Origin of the sequence: uncultured Marinobacter sp. (genome assembly GCF_947259545.1) — a bacterium.
Lineage (GTDB): Bacteria > Pseudomonadota > Gammaproteobacteria > Pseudomonadales > Oleiphilaceae > Marinobacter.
Genome location: NZ_CAMYMK010000008.1, coordinates 503,498 through 521,551, shown reverse-complemented (window position 1 = coordinate 521,551; position 18,054 = coordinate 503,498). Strand labels below are relative to the sequence as shown.

The window sequence follows — 18,054 nt, the reverse complement described above, 5'->3', positions numbered from 1 at the left end:
GTGTCCTGAATTAGGGTTCAGTAACCGTACTCGAAGAGGATATTGAGTACGCATTCGTTCCAGCCTTCAGGGCCGGGCTTGAGGGAGCGCATGGCATGCCGGTCGGAGGTGAGCTGCACCAGATCTGACTGGACACCGCGGATGATGACCGGAATATTCACCGACTCCAGCATCCGCTGATCGTTGGGGCTGTCCCCCAGCGCGACCGTTACCAAACACGCCCGACCATAGTGCTCCCGATATTTACCCAGCAAGAAACGGACCCCATCGGCTTTGTCGAAGTCCCCCATCACGTGAAAGAAGCGTCCTCCCCGCACAAGGCGTAGTTTTTCCGCGGCCAGTTTTTGGGTGAACGTCACCAATTCCTCATCCGAACCGTCCCACAGGACAGGCTCCGTTCCCTGCCTGTCTTTTGCCAGCTCGGCCGAAGTTGCGGACAGGCCGGTCACGCGCCCCAGTTCCTCCACCGACATGTCCGCAAAGCCCCGAAATCTGTAGCCCTCGGAGCGTAACCCGCTCAGCACGGATAGCACTTGCTCACGGGACGCCCCAAAATTCACCACCTGCTCGGCCCTCGGCCCAAAACAGTTCGCCGGAATGATGACCGCTGCACCATTTTCGACAATAAACGGGTGGTCGTTGTTCAAGGAGGCTCTGATATCGCGAATCTCCGCGGCCGTCTTGCTGGAGTTGAGCACCACCGGAACGTTTGCCCGCCGCAGCCGCGCCAGTGCAGGCTCCGCTGCCTGCCATCGATAGGTGTCGTGGTCCAGCAGCGTGCCGTCCAGATCGGTGAACACCAGAAGGCGGGGTTTGGTCATGGCATGTCTCCGTCAACTTTGCGGAAACTGGGTAGGCCCAGGCTGTGATCTTCCGCCACCGCTATCACCACATCCGCCCGCGACGGCAATTCCGCCAGGCACCGGCGGGTAATGCGCTCATAATGCATAATGAATCGGGCGACCTGGTCATCGTTCATGATTCTGAGGGTCTTTGGATTTTTGCCCTCTTCTGGTGCACCACCCTGACGCCGGGCGAGCTTGTGCTCCTGCAGAGTGCGCCACTCCAAAACACAGTCCATCGAAGGCGCCTGGAGCATGATCAGAGTATCCAGTTGATCAAAGAACGTCCGGTAGGCGCCCTGCAGACACTCATCAACATACCGGCGCCAGATCCCTTGCGGATCCTCCTCCCGCTCCAACGTGTTAACCGGAGCGGCCAATTCATCGGGATTATTTGCCGGTGTCGCTGCGACACACCAGCCCTCAACCAGCACCACATCGGGCCGCCCTTCGAACTCCGGCCACAGCTCTTTGGGGGATCGGTCGTCCATAGACTTATCAAAAACCGGTACAGGTGTGCGGTCGGTCGGGCCAGCTTGCGTCAGCTGGTTAATCAGCTTCTGACCAAGCGCAAGGTCGTGGGTCCCCGGCACACCCCGGGTCGCCAGCAACGGGTGAACAGTGTCAGCCAGGTGCTCGCGCTCTGCCCTGGTAAGGTAAATATCATCCAGGGAGAAGTTGACCGTCCGGCAATCATATACAGCCTGCAGGATCTCTTTCAGAAACAGGGTTAGCGTTGATTTCCCTGTACCCTGAGCACCATGTATGCCAACGATGATCGGTTGCTTCCCTGTCCGGACCAGGGCCTGAACATGCCTGGCCAGCGGTACGATGGTCTGTTCCACTGTCCTCACGTAGGATGATGGCAGGGATTCCTGATCTATAAGGGGCTGCAGGATTTTCAGAAGTTGTTGATCAGCCACGGTCCGGTGTCCTGAGAGGTTTGTGTTTATATCTATACCTTTAATTTTTAGCATGATTTGTACCAGATGAGAGTGTAGGCGTCCTATGAGCAACAACCGTTTTCGGGTGGAACATCGCTATCTGGAGCTGCCGGACAGCTTCTATACCCGGGTTCAACCGACACCGCTGAAAGACGCCCGCATGGTGTGCTTCAACCATGCCCTGGCTGAACAGATGGGGTTTCACAGCAACCAGCCGGAAGACTGGACCGGCATTGGTGCAGGCACCGAATTACTGGAAGGCATGGATCCGGTGGCCATGAAGTACACCGGCCACCAGTTCGGCATGTACAACCCGGACCTGGGGGATGGCCGGGGTCTGCTCCTGTGGGAAACCATCGGGCCGGACGGCCGACGCTGGGACTGGCACCTGAAAGGCGCGGGCATGACCCCCTACTCCCGCTTTGGTGACGGCCGCGCAGTGTTACGCTCCACCATCCGCGAGTACCTCTGCAGCGAAGCCATGCATGGCCTGGGCATCCCCACGACCCGCGCCCTGTTCATGGTCAGCGCCCGGGACCCCGTGCCTCGTGAATCCATAGAGACCGCTGCCGCACTGGTCCGCGTTGCCGAAACTCACATCCGTTTCGGGCATTTCGAGTTTGCCGCTCATCACGAAGGCAAGGACACCTTGAAAACCCTGATGAATCACGTCATTGCCCTGCACTTTCCACATTTGATCGGGTTGGCAGACAGTGAGCGCTACGCACGATGGTTCGAGGAAGTCGTTGAGCACACCGCGCGACTGATCGCCGACTGGCAGGCTGTCGGCTTCTGTCACGGCGTCATGAACAGCGACAACATGTCCATCATCGGCGATACCTTCGACTACGGACCCTACGCCTTCCTGGACGATTTCGATGCTGGTTACATCTGCAACCACACCGACCAGGGTGGCCGCTATGCCTACAACCGCCAACCGGAAGTCGGCTTTGTAAACTGCCAGTACCTGGCCAATGCGTTACTGCCGGTCATGGACGAGGACAGCGTCCGCCGCGGCCTGAAGCGATACGAAATCGCTTACAACGAACGCTTCCTGCAGAACATGCGGGACAAGCTCGGGCTGGTTCAAGAGGACCGGTCGGACCTGCCGCTGATTATGGATACCTTCAACATGCTCAACGAACATCACGTGGACTACACCCGATTCTTCCGTGGGCTGTCCACCCTGACCACCAAAGGCACTGCGCCAGTCCGCGATCTGTTTGTGGATCGCAGCGTGGCAGACCAATGGCTTGAGCGCTACCAGCAACGCCTGGAGACCGAAAGCCACGCCCATGACGCCCGTGAATACGCCATGTGCAAGGTAAACCCCAAGTACATCCTGCGAAACTACCTGGCACAACAGGTGATTCAGGAAGCACAGAACGGGGACTATGAGCCAATGAAAGAGTTGCTGAAGGTCCTGGAAAAGCCGTTCGATGAACAGCCGGAATTCGAAGGGTATGCAGCGCTTCCCCCGGATTGGGGGAAGCACCTGAACATCAGTTGCTCGTCCTGATCCCGGACGGGATCAGGAACAGGGGGCCGGCATTCAGACGGCTTTGGCAGCGATGATTTTGTCGTGCCACTCGACCGGGCCGGTCTGGTGGACGGAGGAGCCTTTGGAATCCACCGCTACCGTAACCGGCATGTCTTCCACCTCAAACTCGTAGATGGCTTCCATACCCAGTTCCTCGAAGGCCACCACTTCGGCCTTCTTGATGGCTTTGGACACCAGGTAGGCAGAGCCACCCACGGCCATCAGGTACACGGCGCCGAATTCGCGGATGGCGTCAATCGCTACCTGACCGCGCTCGGCCTTGCCGATCATGCCGGTGAGGCCGGTTTTTTCCAGCATGGTGCGGGTGAACTTGTCCATGCGGGTGGCGGTGGTGGGACCAGCCGGGCCAACCACTTCTTCGCGAACCGGATCCACCGGACCCACGTAATAGATGAAGCGGCCTTTCAGATCCACCGGCAGTTCTTCGCCACGCTCGATCATGTCCACCATCTTCTTGTGGGCGGCATCACGACCGGTCAGCATCTTGCCAGAGAGCAGCACGGTTTCACCCGGCTTCCAGTCTTTCACCTCTTCCGGAGTCACCGTATCCAGGTTCACGCGGCGCACGCTGTCACCCACTTCCCAGGTGATTTCCGGCCAGTCGTCCAGGCTCGGCGGGGTTTGCAGTGAAGGGCCGGAACCGTCCAGCACAAAGTGTGCGTGGCGGGTGGCCGCACAGTTCGGAATGATCGCCACCGGCTTGTTGGCCGCGTGGGTCGGATAATCCTTCACCTTCACATCGAGAACCGTGGTCAGACCGCCAAGACCCTGGGCGCCAATACCCAGCTCATTAACCTTGTCGAACAGCTCCAGACGCAGTTCCTCGGAGCGGTTGGACGCACCACGGGCCTGCAGGTCGTGAATATCGATCGGATCCAGCAGGGACTCTTTTGCCAGCTCCATCGCCTTCTCGGCGGTGCCACCGATACCGATGCCCAGCATGCCCGGCGGGCACCAGCCGGCACCCATCTGCGGCACCATTTTCAGGACCCAGTCCACCACCGAGTCGGAGGGGTTCAGCATGGCGAACTTGGACTTGGCTTCAGAACCACCGCCCTTGGCGGCCACGTGGACGTCCACGGTGTTGCCCGGAACCATCTTGTAGTGGATCACCGCCGGAGTGTTGTCCTTGGTGTTGGCGCGCTTGCCGTCCGGATCAGCCAGTACAGAGGCCCGCAAGACGTTATCCGGGTGAGTGTAGGCGCGGCGTACACCTTCATTGATGATATCGTCCAGCGGCATGTCCGCATCCCACTGCACATCCATACCGATGGTGACAAACACCGTCACAATGCCCGTATCCTGACAGATCGGCCGCTTGCCCTGCGCGCACATGCGGGAGTTGATCAGGATCTGCGCCATGGCATCTTTCGCCGCCTGGGACTCTTCTCTCTGATAGGCCTCGTACACAGCCTGAATAAAATCTTTCGGGTGGTAGTAGGAAATGAACTGCAGCGCGTCCGCTACGCTCTCAATCAGGTCGTCCTGGCGAATTACGGTGGTCATAGGCGTCTCATCAGTTTTGGTTTATCGATGACAGAATTCGGAAGCGGGAGTTTACCAGAAAATGACCAGAGCGCGGCATGGGACCGACGGGGAAACTCAGGATTCTCTGAACCACAGTTCAAGAAAAGCCGTGAAAAAAACCACGAAAAGAAGTTACCATCCTAACGAATAAATGAAGAACAACAGCAGGAGATAACGTGACCAACCTCGTCCTAACTGAAAAAAACAAACAGGTACTGGTGGTACGCATCAACCGCCTGGACCGAAAAAATGCCCTCACCCATGCCATGTACACAGCCCTGGGTGACGCCCTGGAACAGGCCCATGCCGACGCGGACATCCGTTGCGTCCTGTTCACCGGCAGCGACGACTGCTTTACCGCCGGCAATGATTTGAGCGACTTTGCGCAGGGCCTGCCCGGTTCCTTCGAGGAAACCCCGGTCGGCCGTTTCCTGTTCCTGCTGGCCTCAGCCACCAAACCCGTGGTTGCAGCCGTTAACGGCCCTGCGGTTGGCATCGGCACCACCCTGCTTCTGCACTGCGACCTGGTCTTTGCCGGCAACAACGCCCGCTTTCAGATGCCCTTTGCCAACCTCGGCCTTTGCCCGGAGGGAGGCTCCAGCCTGCTGCTGCCCACGTGGATTGGCCGCGTCCGCGCGGCGGAACTGCTGATGCTGGGCGGCGCCTTCACCGCAGACGACGCCTACCGCCTGGGCATCATCAACCGGGTATGCGAGCCAGAATCCACTGAAACGACCGCCCTGGAGAGCTGCCACCAACTGGCCGCCCAGGCACCGGCTGCCATTCGTGCCACCAAGGAGCTGTTGAACCGCCCCAACCTGGGACAGCTGAAAGACACCATGCTGGCGGAGGGAGAACTGTTCGGCGAACGCCTCAAATCCGAGGAAGCCGCCGAAGCCTTCAAGGCCTTTATGGAGAAGCGAAAGCCGGACTTCTCAAAGTTCGACTGACCGCCTGCGTAAACTCGACAAAAACCTCTCTGCCAACTATTTTTCATAGCAGGTCAAAGGCCAGCTGAATGCAGGGAGGCTCCAAAAAGCCAGAATCACACTTTTGGCTGATCAACTGTTGCCACTCTGTCGCTATAGTCAGAGTTACGGAAAATACAGAAAAACGACACAACAATAGGAAAAGGTTCCACACCCATGTTCAAGAAAACACTAATAAGTCTTGCCGTGGCGTCTTCCCTTGGTCTGACAGGCTGCTTTGATAGCGCCGACTCGGGGGCGAATGCGAATCCGGATTATAAGATCAACAACCCAGCCATCGATGGGAAGACCTGGCCGCTGTTTAATCCACTGCTAGGCCAGTTACCAATCCCTAACGATTTGATATTCGACTCTGAACAAGGGGATGGAACCTTTGGTGTAACGGACAGTTCTCCCCCCGTTACCACCGCTCTGAACGAACTGAGCGGCGCTTCTACAGTTGCTCCCGCTGTGATCCAGTTCAATGGACAGATCGACCCAGGCACTGTGGTTTACGGCGAGACCGTCTTCCTGCTTGAACTCGAATATGCCAGTGGAGACCCTGTACAAGGTCTGAGCATTGGGGAGCCACCGACTGTGCTTGGTGCCGCCGCCGCTCGCGCTGATGTTGAAACCCTTGATGGCACCTCCGCCATTCGCATTCTGCCCCTACAACCGCTGAATCCACGTAAGCGTTACGTGGCAGTGGTTACCAAGGACATTACCGACATCAATGGCGAAAACATCATCGCCTCCCCCAGCTACGCCAACCTGACCGATGAAGAGCAGCCGCTGGGTAACGATGGTTTGGCTCCGGTTCGTACCCTGATCAACAGCCTGTGGGAACCGATTGCTGGTGCGGCACTCGGAATCACCGATGACAATATTGCGGTGAGTTACAGCTTTACGACTTCGAATGATGAGAAGGTACTGCAGTATATTGCTGAGCCTGCGGCGTGGTTCTCTGATCAGATAGAAACCTTTGTAAAAGTTAGCGCAGCTTCTCAAGCCGTCGAAGCAGGAGCTTCATCTTTCGAAGAAGTGAAAACGGCTGTCGATACTGCATTCGGCGCCTTCCCTACATCTCTCCCAGCTAACCCAGATTCACCTCTCAACGCACTATTTGCAGAAGGTGGTGCATGCGAGATCGGCGGCCCAAATGTAAGCGGTCTCGGCGAACCTGCTGTTAATTGCGTGGGTGTTGCGCTGGCTTCAAAATTTGTGACCGAACTGCCCACTCCAATTCCCGGCGTCAACCGCAACGTTTTCGACGGTAGCAGCGGTTTTACCGACACAATTTCTATCGATGACGGCACAATCTCACCAGTAGGCTTAGTGTCGGCAGTGGCTGGTTCTATTCCGGGTTCGGACAGCGTCCTTGCAGCACAGGGGACGGTTTCACTCCCCTATTACATGGGCAGCACAGGTGCCGGTATTGCCGGTGGCGGCGCTGTTAACTGGACCGCAGACAGTGAACTGGCTGCATCCCTGAACGAGACCTTCTCGGCATTGGGGGTATCACTGCCACAAGCTGACCCTTCCGTTTCAACGGCCGTAAATTACATATTCCCATTCCCGAAGGAACTGAGCACCCAAGAGGTTCCACTATTAGCTCTCTACCCCAACAGTGGCACGATTAATGGCGTTGTCATATACCAACACGGCATCACCACCGACCGGAGCGCCGCGCTGACATTTGGTACCGGCTTGGCGGCTCAAGGCTTTGTTGTTATTGCAATAGACCAGCCGCTGCACGGCGTGACGCCCTTTGCAGCCGAGGAGCAACTGCCTCTCGCTATAGCGCTTCTTGAAGGGGGAGGTGCAACTACTGAGGAAGCTGAGGCCCTGGCGCCGCTCGTAGTGGCGGGCAATGTCTCTGACTTGGCCGATGCTCTGGCCGGAGGAACAGCGACAACAGAGAGCACTCTAACAGCACAGTCTTTGGTAAACACCGTTGCAAACGCCGGCAGCACCATCCCAGGGCTCGCACCTGCGGACAATGAGCGCCACTTTGGTCTATATGCTGATGCTTCCGGTGCTCCTGCGGCCATGGTGTTTGATCCAGCGAATGCTGCTGGAACAGATGGCTCCGGTAGTTTTTATATCAACCTTCAAAACTTCCTCGCGGCACGAGACAACAACCGCCAAAGCGTTGTTGATCAAATGAACCTGCGGGCAACTCTGTTTGGGAACCCAGCTGCAGGGAAGCCAGGCGTAACTCTCGCTCGCCCAGCCGCCGCTGGCGGCGATGACAGCCTTATTGAAGTCACCGCAACGGATACCGTGTATTTTGCGGGTCATTCTCTGGGCACAATCACCGGTATGCCATTCTTAGCGTCAGTCAACGAGAACCAGATTGACTCTACGATTTTCACTACAGCTGATGGGAGCTCGGATATCCCTTCCACGTTCAATGATGTGGCGGCTGCCAGCATGCTGACTCCAGGTGGCGGCATCGTCCGTTTGCTCGAGAACTCGCCAGCCTTCGCTCCGCGAATCTTGCTTGGACTCCAGCAAGCAGCAGGCCTGACTCAAGGAGACGCAAACCTTGAGACGTACTTCAACGTTCTTCAAGCAGCAATTGACTCCGCTGACCCAATAAACTTTGTCGATACACTAGGGGTTTCAACTCCAGTATTGCTATCAGAGGTAGCTGGCGACACCGTAATCCCGAACGCAGCTGATGAGCAACAATGGGGTATTCCGGCTCTATCCGGCACGTTTAGTCCGGAGCAGACAGGTCTTCCGGTCTCCGTAACTGTCAACAGCTTTAATGCGCCACTGGCTGGAACCAAGCCTCTCACGCTGGGGTTGGATATGATAACCACTTACAACGAAGGAAATCATGGCACACCAACTTCTGCTGACAACATTGCAGTCTTTGGCGGCATGCTCTGTGAAACCTACGTAACGTTTGGTGTCGCGCTGGCAGAGCTACCGGCTCTGTGTACTTCGCCGTAGTTAGTCAGAATGAAAAAGGCCTCCAACTGGAGGCCTTTTTTTATTATCTGTTCTGTTCGGAGTTACACCAATTATTCGGCACTGGATCAGAATTGATGGATAGCTTGAGAAAGCAAAGAAGCCCCGCACAATGCGGGGCTTTTTTATGAGCAAATATTGAGTGGAAGATTACTCCATACCCTCAAACTCTTCCTGAGTAAGCTGACCATCACTATCCCGATCCAACTCCATCATCATGTCACGGGTTTCCTGACCTGACATGGGCTGTTCATCGGGGTTACCGGCTGCAGTACTGCCGTATACGTTTAACTCGTCCTCGGTGAGAACGCCATCCTGATTGGCATCAAGCTCAGCGAAGGAGGGGGAAGACATACCCTGCTCCATGGTTTCGCTTTGCTGCATTTTTTCGCTGCCACCTTCCGTTGCACCTTCTTCGGTTCCGTAGGAACCGGCAGCGTATGCAGCGGGAATGCTTAGTGCCATCGACATTACGGTGGCAAGACTCAGGGTTTTAATGCTCATCAGACACCTCCTTGATCATTTTTTGATCTATGGTTGACTGCATTGTCAATTAAGGACCCTATTTCCATAAAATGCCAATGACGCTTTAGTAACCTGCAGGCGACCCTTAGCTCAGGAAAGAATAGAGTCGTTATCCGCTCCCAGTTTGCGGCCCACATGTGTTGCGTCACACGGGGTCTGGCTGAACTTGATGGGGTAGCCAATCTGTTTTTGCTCAGTGCCATCTTCCCGATCGACACCGATCACCATGCCTCTGTCCTTTAACTGCGGGTGTTCCGCCGCTTCGGAGATGGTCAATACCGGTTCCACACACGCGTCCTGATGCGCAAAAATCTCCTGCCATTGCTCCAGTGATTTCTCAGCGATTTTTTCTTTCAGGGCCGCTTTCATTTTGTGTTGGTGTTCCGGGTTCTGGCTCAGGGCAAAGCTCTTCATCTCAGACAGACCCAGCGTGTCGCAAAGGCGTGAGGAGAACTGAGGCTCAAGACTGCCCACAGACAGCCAGCGGCCGTCACTTGTCTGGTAGTAATCGTAGAAGCTGCCGCCATTGAGAAGACTGCTCTCCGGCTTCTGTTCCTGGCCACCGGCCAGGCAGGCCGCTCCGGACATGGCGTTCAGGGCAAAGGCGGCGTCAGTCATGCTGATATCGACAAACTGCCCTTCTCCGGACTGCTGCCGGTGGACAACCGCCGCGAGGATTCCCATCACCGCGTGATGAGAGCCGCCGGCCACGTCGGCAATCTGGATGCCCATGGGCGGCGGACCACTGTCCGCCCGGCCGCAATGGCTGGAGACGCCGGCCAGAGACAGGTAATTGATGTCGTGGCCCGCCCGGTCTTTGTAAGGGCCGGTCTGGCCGTAACCGGTAATGGCGCAATAGATCAGTTTTGGATTTATAGCCTTGAGGGTGTCATACCCGATGCCAAGTCGATCCATCACACCCGGGCGGAATTGCTCGATGACGACGTCATAGTCCTTGACCAGTTCCTTGATAACCTCGGCACTGCCCTCTTTCTTGAGATCGAGACCAAGGGACCGCTTACCTCGGTTCAGGTAGGCGTGAGCAGTGCTCGTCCCGCCATCGTGGGGCGGCATAACCCGGGTCAGTTCCATTCGATCTGGCGCTTCCACACGCAGCACATCCGCGCCCATATCCGCCAGCAGCATGGTGGCATAGGGGCCGGGTAGCAGGGTGCTGAAGTCGAGAATTTTCAGTGACGTCAGTGGGCCTGGCATAATTTTCTCCTTGTTGGTGATTCTTTCTATGCTGACGCTTTTTTCCCAAGGGGCCAACTGCGGGTTCCGTCATTCCAATTGACCATTTCTTCCAGCTTTTGAGCCGCCCGCAGGTTGCATTGTAGCCGGGGGGTTTTATGATGGGCTTCGTTTTCCAAGGAATAGCGAGTGGCATGTCAAACCTGACGGTTTCCAGGCACTTTGTAGAAGCATCTCTGATTGGCGCGGAGCGCGCCGGTTTCGACACCCGTGATATGTTGCGGGAGGCCGGCATTTCGCCGGACTTGCTGAAGATCGAAATGGCCCGGGTCAACAGCGATCAGTTCAGCCGGCTGATGCAGGTCATCTGGACCCGTATGGATGACGAATTCATGGGGTTCGGCCCACGGCAATGCCGTACCGGTACCTTCGCCACGATGTGCGCCCTGGTCATTGACTGCCCCAACCTGGAGGCGGTCTACCGGCAGGCGTTTCAGTTCTCGCGTCTGTTCGAGCCGATGGTATCCATGGAACTGGAAGTCGATGATCAGGTTGCACGACTGGTCACTGTTATTGAGGGTGACATCTGGGACCCCATGTACTTCATGCGTGAAAGTCTGCTGGTGATCTGGCATCGTCTTGGCAGCTGGCTCGTGGGTCAGCCGGTGGAGTTGTTGAAGGCCGAATTCGACTACCCCCGCCCCGCCCATGGCGACGAATACCGCCACATCTTTCATTGCCCACTGGCGTTTGAAGCCGAACGCACCGCCCTCACCTTCGATAAGCGTTTCCTGTCCGCACCCGTCATCCGGGATCGGCCGGAAATGCACCAGTTCCTGAAAACTTCCCCGGCGGACCTGCTGTCACGGCCGGATGAGAGCAACACCTTTACAGGCCGGATTCGGGCTTTAATCGGTCGGGATTTTTCCAAACCCCTGCCGGATTTTGAGTGGATTGCCGCCGAACTGCATACCAGCCCGCAAACCCTGCGTCGCCGGCTCAAGCAGGAAAATACGTCGTTTCAGGAGATCAAGGATCTGCTCAGGCGTGACATGGCCATTTATTATCTGGGCCGGCAGGATCTGCCTATCAATGACATTGCCACCAAAGTGGGTTTCACGGAACCGTCCACCTTCCACCGAGCCTTCAAGAAATGGACAGGCGTCACCCCCGGCGCTTATCGGGAAGGAGAGCGAAGCAATAGCCGGGAGTGAGGACCGCCGATCAACCGGGATTCTGGAGAGTTTTTATCAGGCGCCCCAGTGTGCCGGCGATTTCCTCGGCCCGGTCCCGGTTGGGCCCGAGTTTTAGCAACCGGGAGCCGTCCCTTGGGTCATACACCCAACAGGTTGCCGCCGAGGGCTGGCAATCCCATTGAACCCGGGGACTGATACCGTATACGTTCATGGACTGGGTAGTTTTGGTGATTCGCTCGCCTTCTTCCCTGCGGGACTCCTGAACTTCTATCCGACTTCCGACGGAAGCAATCTTGTAGCTCACGTCCGCTGGCACATCAAGCCTGACCACACGTTGATCAGCACGCCAGCCCGCCACTTCCAACAAACTGTTCAGATGAACCGTAAGGGCTTTGCGATCGGAGTCTACGAGGTACAGCTTGCGCAGACTGGCCATCGCCTGCTGACCGGCTGGCTCAATAATGGCAACCGACTCGCGCTTGCTGGCCTGGCTTTGATCCTGCCTGGAGCGCTGCTCCTGGCGGGACTTCTCAATGGCGGTAATTCGTGTAAGCGCGTCCCGATAATGCCTGCCTTCCGAGCCTACGCGGGAAACATAGGTTTCCAGAGCGGATTGCGCCTCATTGAAATGGGAGGATTCCTGCATCACCCGACCACGGAAATAGTAATAATCCGCGGGTTTTTCGCCCTCGAGGCTCCGCAGCCGGTTAAGGTATTCTCCGGCTTCCCCCCAGCTTTTGGCAGCGACGGCTTCCTCGGTAGCCAGCATAAGGCGGCGGACTTCATGCTCCGGAGCCAAGGACGTACCCTGGGCCACAGTAGACACAAGCAACGAGGCAAAAACCAGGCTGCGGGCCAGTTTATGCCCCATTCGGGATGTTTTTACCATTGCCTCTACTCCTGCTTATTGTCCGCAAATTCACCGGTACATGCGGATGCCGGGTCGGACGGCCTGAACGCGTCGTCGTCATCGGGATCCACCTCGGCCTGATCCATGATAGCCCGGGGTAACTCTTTTTTCACACGAACACCAAGTTCGACAAAGCGGTTCGCCTGGGAGACCAGGTTCCCACGCCCCCGGGTCAGCGTATTCATGGCGGCGTCGTAACTGCCCTGTGCCGTGTGGAGCTGCGCCCCGAGTTTCTCCATGGACTCCACGAAAACCCGGAGCTTGTCATAAACCGCTCCCGCCCGGTCGGCAATGCGTTGGGCGTTCTGGCTTTGCCGTTCGTATCGCCAGATATTCTCGATGGTCCGAAGCGTGGCCAACAAGGTGGTTGGTGTTACTACAATAACCTTTCGCTCAAACGCTTCTGCGAAGAGGTTCTCGTCCTGCTGGAAAGCCGCAACAAACGCTGGCTCGATCGGCATGAACAGCAATACAAAATCCGGCGAGTGGAGCCCGTTCAACTGGCTGTAATCTTTCTCGCTCAGGGTGCGGATGTGTGTGCGAACGGCATCGACATGTTGTCGAAGTGCCTCCGCCTTCGCGCCCTCGTCTTCTTCATTGATCCACTGCTGATAAGCCACCAGTGAGACCTTGGAATCCACCACGAGGTTACGGTCGTCGGGCAGGTGTACCACCACATCCGGGCGCAGCAGCTGATTATCATTATCGCGATAGCTGCCCTGAGTCTCATATTCCATGCCTTTGCGCAGCCCGGAGCGCTCCAGTACCCGTTCCAGTATCAACTCGCCCCAGTTACCCTGGATTTTCTTATCGCCCTTCAGAGCACGGGTAAGACTAGCAGCCTCTTCAGTGATTTGTCGGTTAAGGTCCTGTAAGGATTTGATTTCACTCCGCAATGCCTGACGGTCCCGGGTCTCGGAGGTATAGACGTCTTCGACACGTTTGCGGAAGTCCTGCAATTGATCACGAAAGGGGTTGAGCAAACTGTCCAGGCTGGTGCGGGTCTGCTGGCTGAAACGCTCACTTTTCTGCTCAAAAATACGATTGGCCAGGTTCTCAAATTCCTGCTTCAGGGCATCCCGGTTGCGTTCCAGCAGTGCCAGCTTCTCAGTGCTGGCGCGCCGTTCACTGGCCAACGTCACTTCGTATTCACGTAACTCTACCCGCGCCTCTCCCAGTTCGCTCGCCAGGGATTCAGCTCGCCGCTGATACTCGGTTTTCTCAGACTCCAGCTGAGCGATTCTTACGCGGCTGCTCCGGGCCATCACAATCACCAGCACGCCAACCAGCAACAAAAGAGAGGCAATAACACTGAAAACCACTGGCTGATTCCGGACTACTTCTGCAACGGCCTCGGGCACACTTTCCTCCTGTTAACGGGAACCTTTTTTCCTTTCCGAACGTCCTGATCAATACCCTGAATTCACAAACCACGACGGCTTGGCAAAACGGGCAAAGACGTTACCTTCGCATATGGACTCAAGCCGTAATATAAACTAAAAGAGTAATGTGTTCTGTCACCACGGCAGAATTACCGGTTTTTAACCGGACAGCCGTGGTTCCGGAGCGATAGGGAGAACAGGATGTCATCATGCTGAGAGAGCTCTGGAGAAAACTGGGATCGGAATTTTCCCGGTCCGGCTACGCGGGGGGCCAGGGCTGCAGATTCCATGGTGCTGGCGTCACCCGTTTTCGGCTGTTATCCCATATCACCCACACGGGCCAGTTCCACCTTGAGCGGTTGACCAGCCTGCTCAAGAGCCGATATGGCAAGTCCTTCAGCGACACGGACAAACCCGGAGACGAGAACATCCGGACGCTGATCCACTTCGCGTCCCGCATTCAGGACCAGGATATCCAACGGGAATTGCTCCTGTTTTACCTGAACTGTTCCCCCACTATTCAGGAATACCTGCGTTCCGAAGAAGTACTGGGACCGCAGCATTTCTTCCAGAAAGCCTGAAAAGTCCCGCAAAATCGTAAAATTTTCTGACTCTTAACCAACTGTAAAGCAACCACACACATCGGTTGTTGTATACTCCACCTGCGAGTATCTTACTGCGGATATTTGCAGGTCTTCATGGCGGGCCCGGGCTGATAAACTAACGGGTTCGCAGGTTCAGGGGTTTTCGATGTTCTCAACGCTTTTTCGATGCGGGAAGCCGCTGGCTTTTCTCGCTACTCTCTTTGTATTGTCAGGCTGCTCAGCGGACCGTTATTTCATGGTTCCCAAGGAAGACCTGAACAAGCTCAATGGCGCTGTTCAGTCCCAGCGTGCCACCCTGGTTACCATGGAGGGAAACGCCACGGCGCGGCACGACAGGCTGGTGGAAATCAACAACACCTCCACCCGGAATATCCTTGCGGCCATCGAACAGAAAATCGAAAAACCTGAGTGTCCTCCGGTCAGGACACAAGCATGCCCCTCAGTCAGAGACCTGCAGTCAAAAGGCCGCGCAGACAGATTGAAAGGCAAGCTCATTGTCGGTGAACTGGAAAAGTTCTATCTGGCGGGCCCCGGCATTGTTTATAACGCCCGCATAGACAGTGGCGCGGAAACGTCATCCATAGACGCACGCAACATCACAAAGTTCGAGCGCGACAGCAATAACTGGGTTCGCTTCGATGTCCCGGTTCCGGGCAGCGAAGAATACGTCACCATGGAGAAAGAGGTTTCCCGCCGCGTCAGGATCATCCAGTCCAGCGCGGACGAAGCAGATCGACGGGTGGTGGTCGAGCTGCAGTTCGCCATAGGGGATCACCAACAAGTCGCTGAGTTCACCCTGACCGACCGCAGGCACCTGTCACACAATGTCCTGATTGGCAGGAATATACTCCGGGACATGATGCTCATCGACGTGGGCAAAGAGTTTGCTACCGAACTGCCTGCATCACTCACCCAAGAAAACGGGGATGACTCGTGACTTCCCGCTCCCGAATTCCGTTTTTCACCGCTATTGTCCTGCTGATTTTAGCCGGAACGGCACTGGCTATCTGGCGCCATGTAGAACTGGGGATACCCTGGCTCACGGGAGAAGAGCGCCCGGTCTGGATGGTTGAAGCCAGGATCGATTTCAACGCCGCCAACGAACCGGTGCTGGCTAGCCTGAACATTCCTGAGCAGTCTCCGGGATTTCGCATCCTTTCAGAACAGGCAGCATCGCCTGGCTATGGCTTTTCAATCGTTGAAAAGGAAGGGAGCCGGCGAGCGGAATGGTCCAAGCGTAACGTGGTAGGACCACAAACCCTCTACTTCAAGACTCAGTTCATCCCCGACCCGAATGCCAACCGGGACCGACCTCGCAGGGCACCAAAGCCTATTTCCGTCTTCTGGGAAGAACCCCAGGCAACCGCCGTACGTGAAATCCTGATGCAGGCGGAAGAGCGCTCCAGCACGCCTGAAAGCATGACGCGAGAGCTGATCCGGCTGATGCAACCGGATACCCAGGCACAGAACACAACACTACTGGTCTCCGGAGCCAACCAGTTGGATCTTCTGGTCCGCATGCTCAACCACGCTGGCATTCCCGCCAGAACCGCCGACGGTCTCAAGCTCGAAGATGCCCGGCGACGCCAGGGACTGACACCGTTCCTACAGATCTATAACGGTGACGAGTGGCTTACTTTCGACCCCAAATCCGGAGAACAGGGGCTACCGGAAGACACACTGCTCTGGCGCCAGGGGGCTGCGTCCCTGCTGGATGTCGTAGGTGGTGACGATTCCAGTGTCAGCTTTTCAATACTGAGGCAAACCATTCCCGCCTTGCAGCTGGCTGCCATGCAATCCGAAGAGAACGGCTTCGGGTTCCTGAGCCTCTACCAGCTCCCCGTAGAAGAACAGAGCATGTTCCGAATGTTGCTCCTGCTTCCGCTCGGCGCTCTCATGGTTGCTTTCATGCGCATTGTGATCGGCATTCGTACCTCCGGTACGTTTATGCCAGTTCTGATTGCCGTGGCCTTTGTTCAGACCAACCTGCTTCCAGGACTTATCGCCTTCACGTCGGTGGTTGCCATAGGCCTGTTGATGCGCGGTTACCTGTCCAGTCTAAACCTGCTGCTGGTGTCGCGAATATCCGCGCTGATCATCCTGGTGATATTTATCACTGCCGGTTTAAGCATTGTCGGCTACCAGATGGGCTTCAATACTGGCATGACGGTCACCTTCTTCCCGATGGTGATCATCGCCTGGACCATTGAGCGCATGTCCATTCTCTGGGAAGAAGAAGGCGCCCATGAAGTCGTTGTGCAAGGGGCGGGTAGCCTGTTTGTCGCGGTATGTGCATTCCTGGTGATGGATGCGCCGCTGTCCCGGCACCTGACCTTCAACTTCCCGGAGCTTCATTTCGTCGTGCTTGGCCTCATTTTGCTGATGGGTCAATACACCGGCTACAAGCTGAGTGAACTTCGTCGCTTTAACCCGATGAAGGCTTACGACTGATGGAATGGATATCCCCCCGCACGCTGAACCGGCTGGGCATGCTCAACATGAACCGGAGAAATGTCGATTACATTTCCCGGTACAATGACCGGACGTCCTATCCGTTAGTGGACAACAAGCTGAAAACCAAGCTGGTGGTGGCTGAATACGGAGTCAAAACCCCCAAGCTGCTGCAGGTCGTTCGCCAACAACACGAAATTCCGCACTTCCGGGAAATGGCCGAAGACCTCACCGGATTTGCCATAAAGCCCGCAAAGGGCTCCGGCGGCAAGGGCATCACGGTCATCACTGGCCGTGACGGGGACGAGTTTATCAAGGCTTCCGGTGCCCGGGTGCCTGCCGCTTACCTTGAAAGACACCTTTCAAACATACTGGCGGGCTTGTACTCGCTGGCAGGGACACCGGACGTTGCTATTGTCGAAAATCTGGTGGAGTCCACGCCGGAACTGGCCAAGTACTCGCATCAGGGTGTCCCGGATATTCGCATTATCATCTTCCAGGGCTACCCCATCATGGCGATGTTGCGGCTGGCAACGACTGCGTCCGATGGCAAGGCCAATCTTCACCAGGGCGCGGTTGGCGTGGGTCTCGATATCGGCACGGGGAAAAGCCTGAACGCTGTACAATTCAACCGGCCAATCACACTACACCCGGATACCGGCCTTGCCCTGGAAAACATTGATATAGCCGATTGGGAAGAGATGCTGGCCATGGCGTCCCGGTGCTACGAAGCAACCGGCCTGGGATACATGGGCGTGGATCTGGTGGTTGATATTAATGACGGCCCGTTGCTGCTGGAGTTGAATGCACGCCCGGGTCTGGCCATTCAGATGGCTAACGGTCGGGGCCTCCTACCACGGCTGCGCGCAATCGAAAGCCTCAAAAGGCACCACTTCACGCCGGAGCAGCGTGCCCGTTTCGCCATTGAAAACTTTTCAAGTCAGCAATAGCAACCTGACCAGAAGGTGAA

The 18,054-nt window shown here is 56.4% G+C and carries 15 protein-coding genes; 8 read left to right on the top strand and 7 right to left on the bottom strand.

The features are described from left to right. Positions 1–17: 17 nt before the first annotated feature. On the bottom strand, positions 18–821 hold the full coding sequence (locus Q0Y21_RS14055; protein ID WP_297796726.1) for an HAD-IIB family hydrolase: 804 nt from the start codon (positions 819–821) through the stop codon (positions 18–20). After that, positions 818–1,765, bottom strand: coding sequence for a hypothetical protein (locus Q0Y21_RS14050; protein ID WP_297796722.1), 948 nt, complete (start codon positions 1,763–1,765; stop codon positions 818–820). The genes Q0Y21_RS14055 and Q0Y21_RS14050 overlap by 4 nt, the downstream gene beginning before the upstream one ends. A gap of 85 nt (positions 1,766–1,850) precedes the next feature. Between Q0Y21_RS14050 and Q0Y21_RS14045 the strand changes: the two genes are divergently transcribed. After that, complete coding sequence (locus Q0Y21_RS14045; protein ID WP_297796719.1) at positions 1,851–3,305, top strand: protein adenylyltransferase SelO; 1,455 nt, start codon at positions 1,851–1,853, stop codon at positions 3,303–3,305. Between the two features lie 33 nt (positions 3,306–3,338). Here the strand turns inward: Q0Y21_RS14045 and Q0Y21_RS14040 are convergent, their stop codons facing one another. Then, positions 3,339–4,853 (bottom strand): fumarate hydratase, encoded by a 1,515-nt coding sequence (locus Q0Y21_RS14040; protein WP_297796716.1) that lies wholly within the window; start codon positions 4,851–4,853, stop codon positions 3,339–3,341. Between the two features lie 197 nt (positions 4,854–5,050). Between Q0Y21_RS14040 and Q0Y21_RS14035 the strand changes: the two genes are divergently transcribed. Together Q0Y21_RS14035 and Q0Y21_RS14030 are read left to right on the top strand one after the other, a co-directional pair. Continuing rightward, complete coding sequence (locus tag Q0Y21_RS14035; RefSeq protein WP_297796713.1) at positions 5,051–5,824, top strand: enoyl-CoA hydratase; 774 nt, start codon at positions 5,051–5,053, stop codon at positions 5,822–5,824. A gap of 195 nt (positions 5,825–6,019) precedes the next feature. Continuing rightward, on the top strand, positions 6,020–8,803 hold the full coding sequence (locus tag Q0Y21_RS14030; RefSeq protein WP_297796711.1) for a hypothetical protein: 2,784 nt from the start codon (positions 6,020–6,022) through the stop codon (positions 8,801–8,803). Between the two features lie 168 nt (positions 8,804–8,971). Here the strand turns inward: Q0Y21_RS14030 and Q0Y21_RS14025 are convergent, their stop codons facing one another. Both Q0Y21_RS14025 and Q0Y21_RS14020 read right to left on the bottom strand, forming a co-directional pair. After that, positions 8,972–9,325, bottom strand: a complete 354-nt coding sequence (locus Q0Y21_RS14025) for an EF-hand domain-containing protein (protein ID WP_297796709.1) — start codon at positions 9,323–9,325, stop codon at positions 8,972–8,974. A 111-nt stretch (positions 9,326–9,436) separates the two neighbouring features. After that, a complete protein-coding gene (locus Q0Y21_RS14020; protein WP_297796705.1) occupies positions 9,437–10,561 on the bottom strand; it encodes a CaiB/BaiF CoA-transferase family protein in 1,125 nt (374 codons plus the stop codon). Positions 10,562–10,734: 173 nt separating this feature from the next. Between Q0Y21_RS14020 and Q0Y21_RS14015 the strand changes: the two genes are divergently transcribed. Further along, positions 10,735–11,754: an AraC family transcriptional regulator gene (locus Q0Y21_RS14015; protein ID WP_297796703.1), complete on the top strand. Its 1,020-nt coding sequence runs from the start codon at positions 10,735–10,737 to the stop codon at positions 11,752–11,754. Positions 11,755–11,764: 10 nt separating this feature from the next. Here the strand turns inward: Q0Y21_RS14015 and Q0Y21_RS14010 are convergent, their stop codons facing one another. Both Q0Y21_RS14010 and rmuC read right to left on the bottom strand, forming a co-directional pair. Beyond that, entirely contained in the window at positions 11,765–12,625 is an 861-nt protein-coding gene (locus tag Q0Y21_RS14010; RefSeq protein WP_297796700.1) for a hypothetical protein, read from the bottom strand. Between the two features lie 5 nt (positions 12,626–12,630). After that, positions 12,631–13,911 carry a DNA recombination protein RmuC gene (gene rmuC / locus Q0Y21_RS14005; RefSeq protein WP_297797164.1) on the bottom strand — a complete coding sequence of 427 codons (1,281 nt, stop codon included), beginning with the start codon at positions 13,909–13,911 and terminating at the stop codon, positions 12,631–12,633. Between the two features lie 326 nt (positions 13,912–14,237). Between rmuC and Q0Y21_RS14000 the strand changes: the two genes are divergently transcribed. The 4 genes from Q0Y21_RS14000 to Q0Y21_RS13985 all read left to right on the top strand — a co-directional run bounded on the left by Q0Y21_RS14000 (position 14,238) and on the right by Q0Y21_RS13985 (position 18,034). After that, complete coding sequence (locus Q0Y21_RS14000; protein WP_297796697.1) at positions 14,238–14,609, top strand: hypothetical protein; 372 nt, start codon at positions 14,238–14,240, stop codon at positions 14,607–14,609. 259 nt (positions 14,610–14,868) lie between these two features. After that, positions 14,869–15,570 (top strand): RimK/LysX family protein, encoded by a 702-nt coding sequence (locus tag Q0Y21_RS13995; RefSeq protein ID WP_297796694.1) that lies wholly within the window; start codon positions 14,869–14,871, stop codon positions 15,568–15,570. Then, the gene (locus Q0Y21_RS13990) at positions 15,567–17,084 is read left to right on the top strand and encodes an inactive transglutaminase family protein (RefSeq protein WP_297796691.1); all 1,518 of its coding nucleotides are present in this window, start codon (positions 15,567–15,569) and stop codon (positions 17,082–17,084) included. Before Q0Y21_RS13995 ends, Q0Y21_RS13990 begins: the two co-directional genes overlap by 4 nt. Then, positions 17,084–18,034: an alpha-L-glutamate ligase-like protein gene (locus tag Q0Y21_RS13985; protein ID WP_297796688.1), complete on the top strand. Its 951-nt coding sequence runs from the start codon at positions 17,084–17,086 to the stop codon at positions 18,032–18,034. The genes Q0Y21_RS13990 and Q0Y21_RS13985 overlap by 1 nt, the downstream gene beginning before the upstream one ends. The last annotated feature ends 20 nt before the right edge of the window (positions 18,035–18,054 follow it).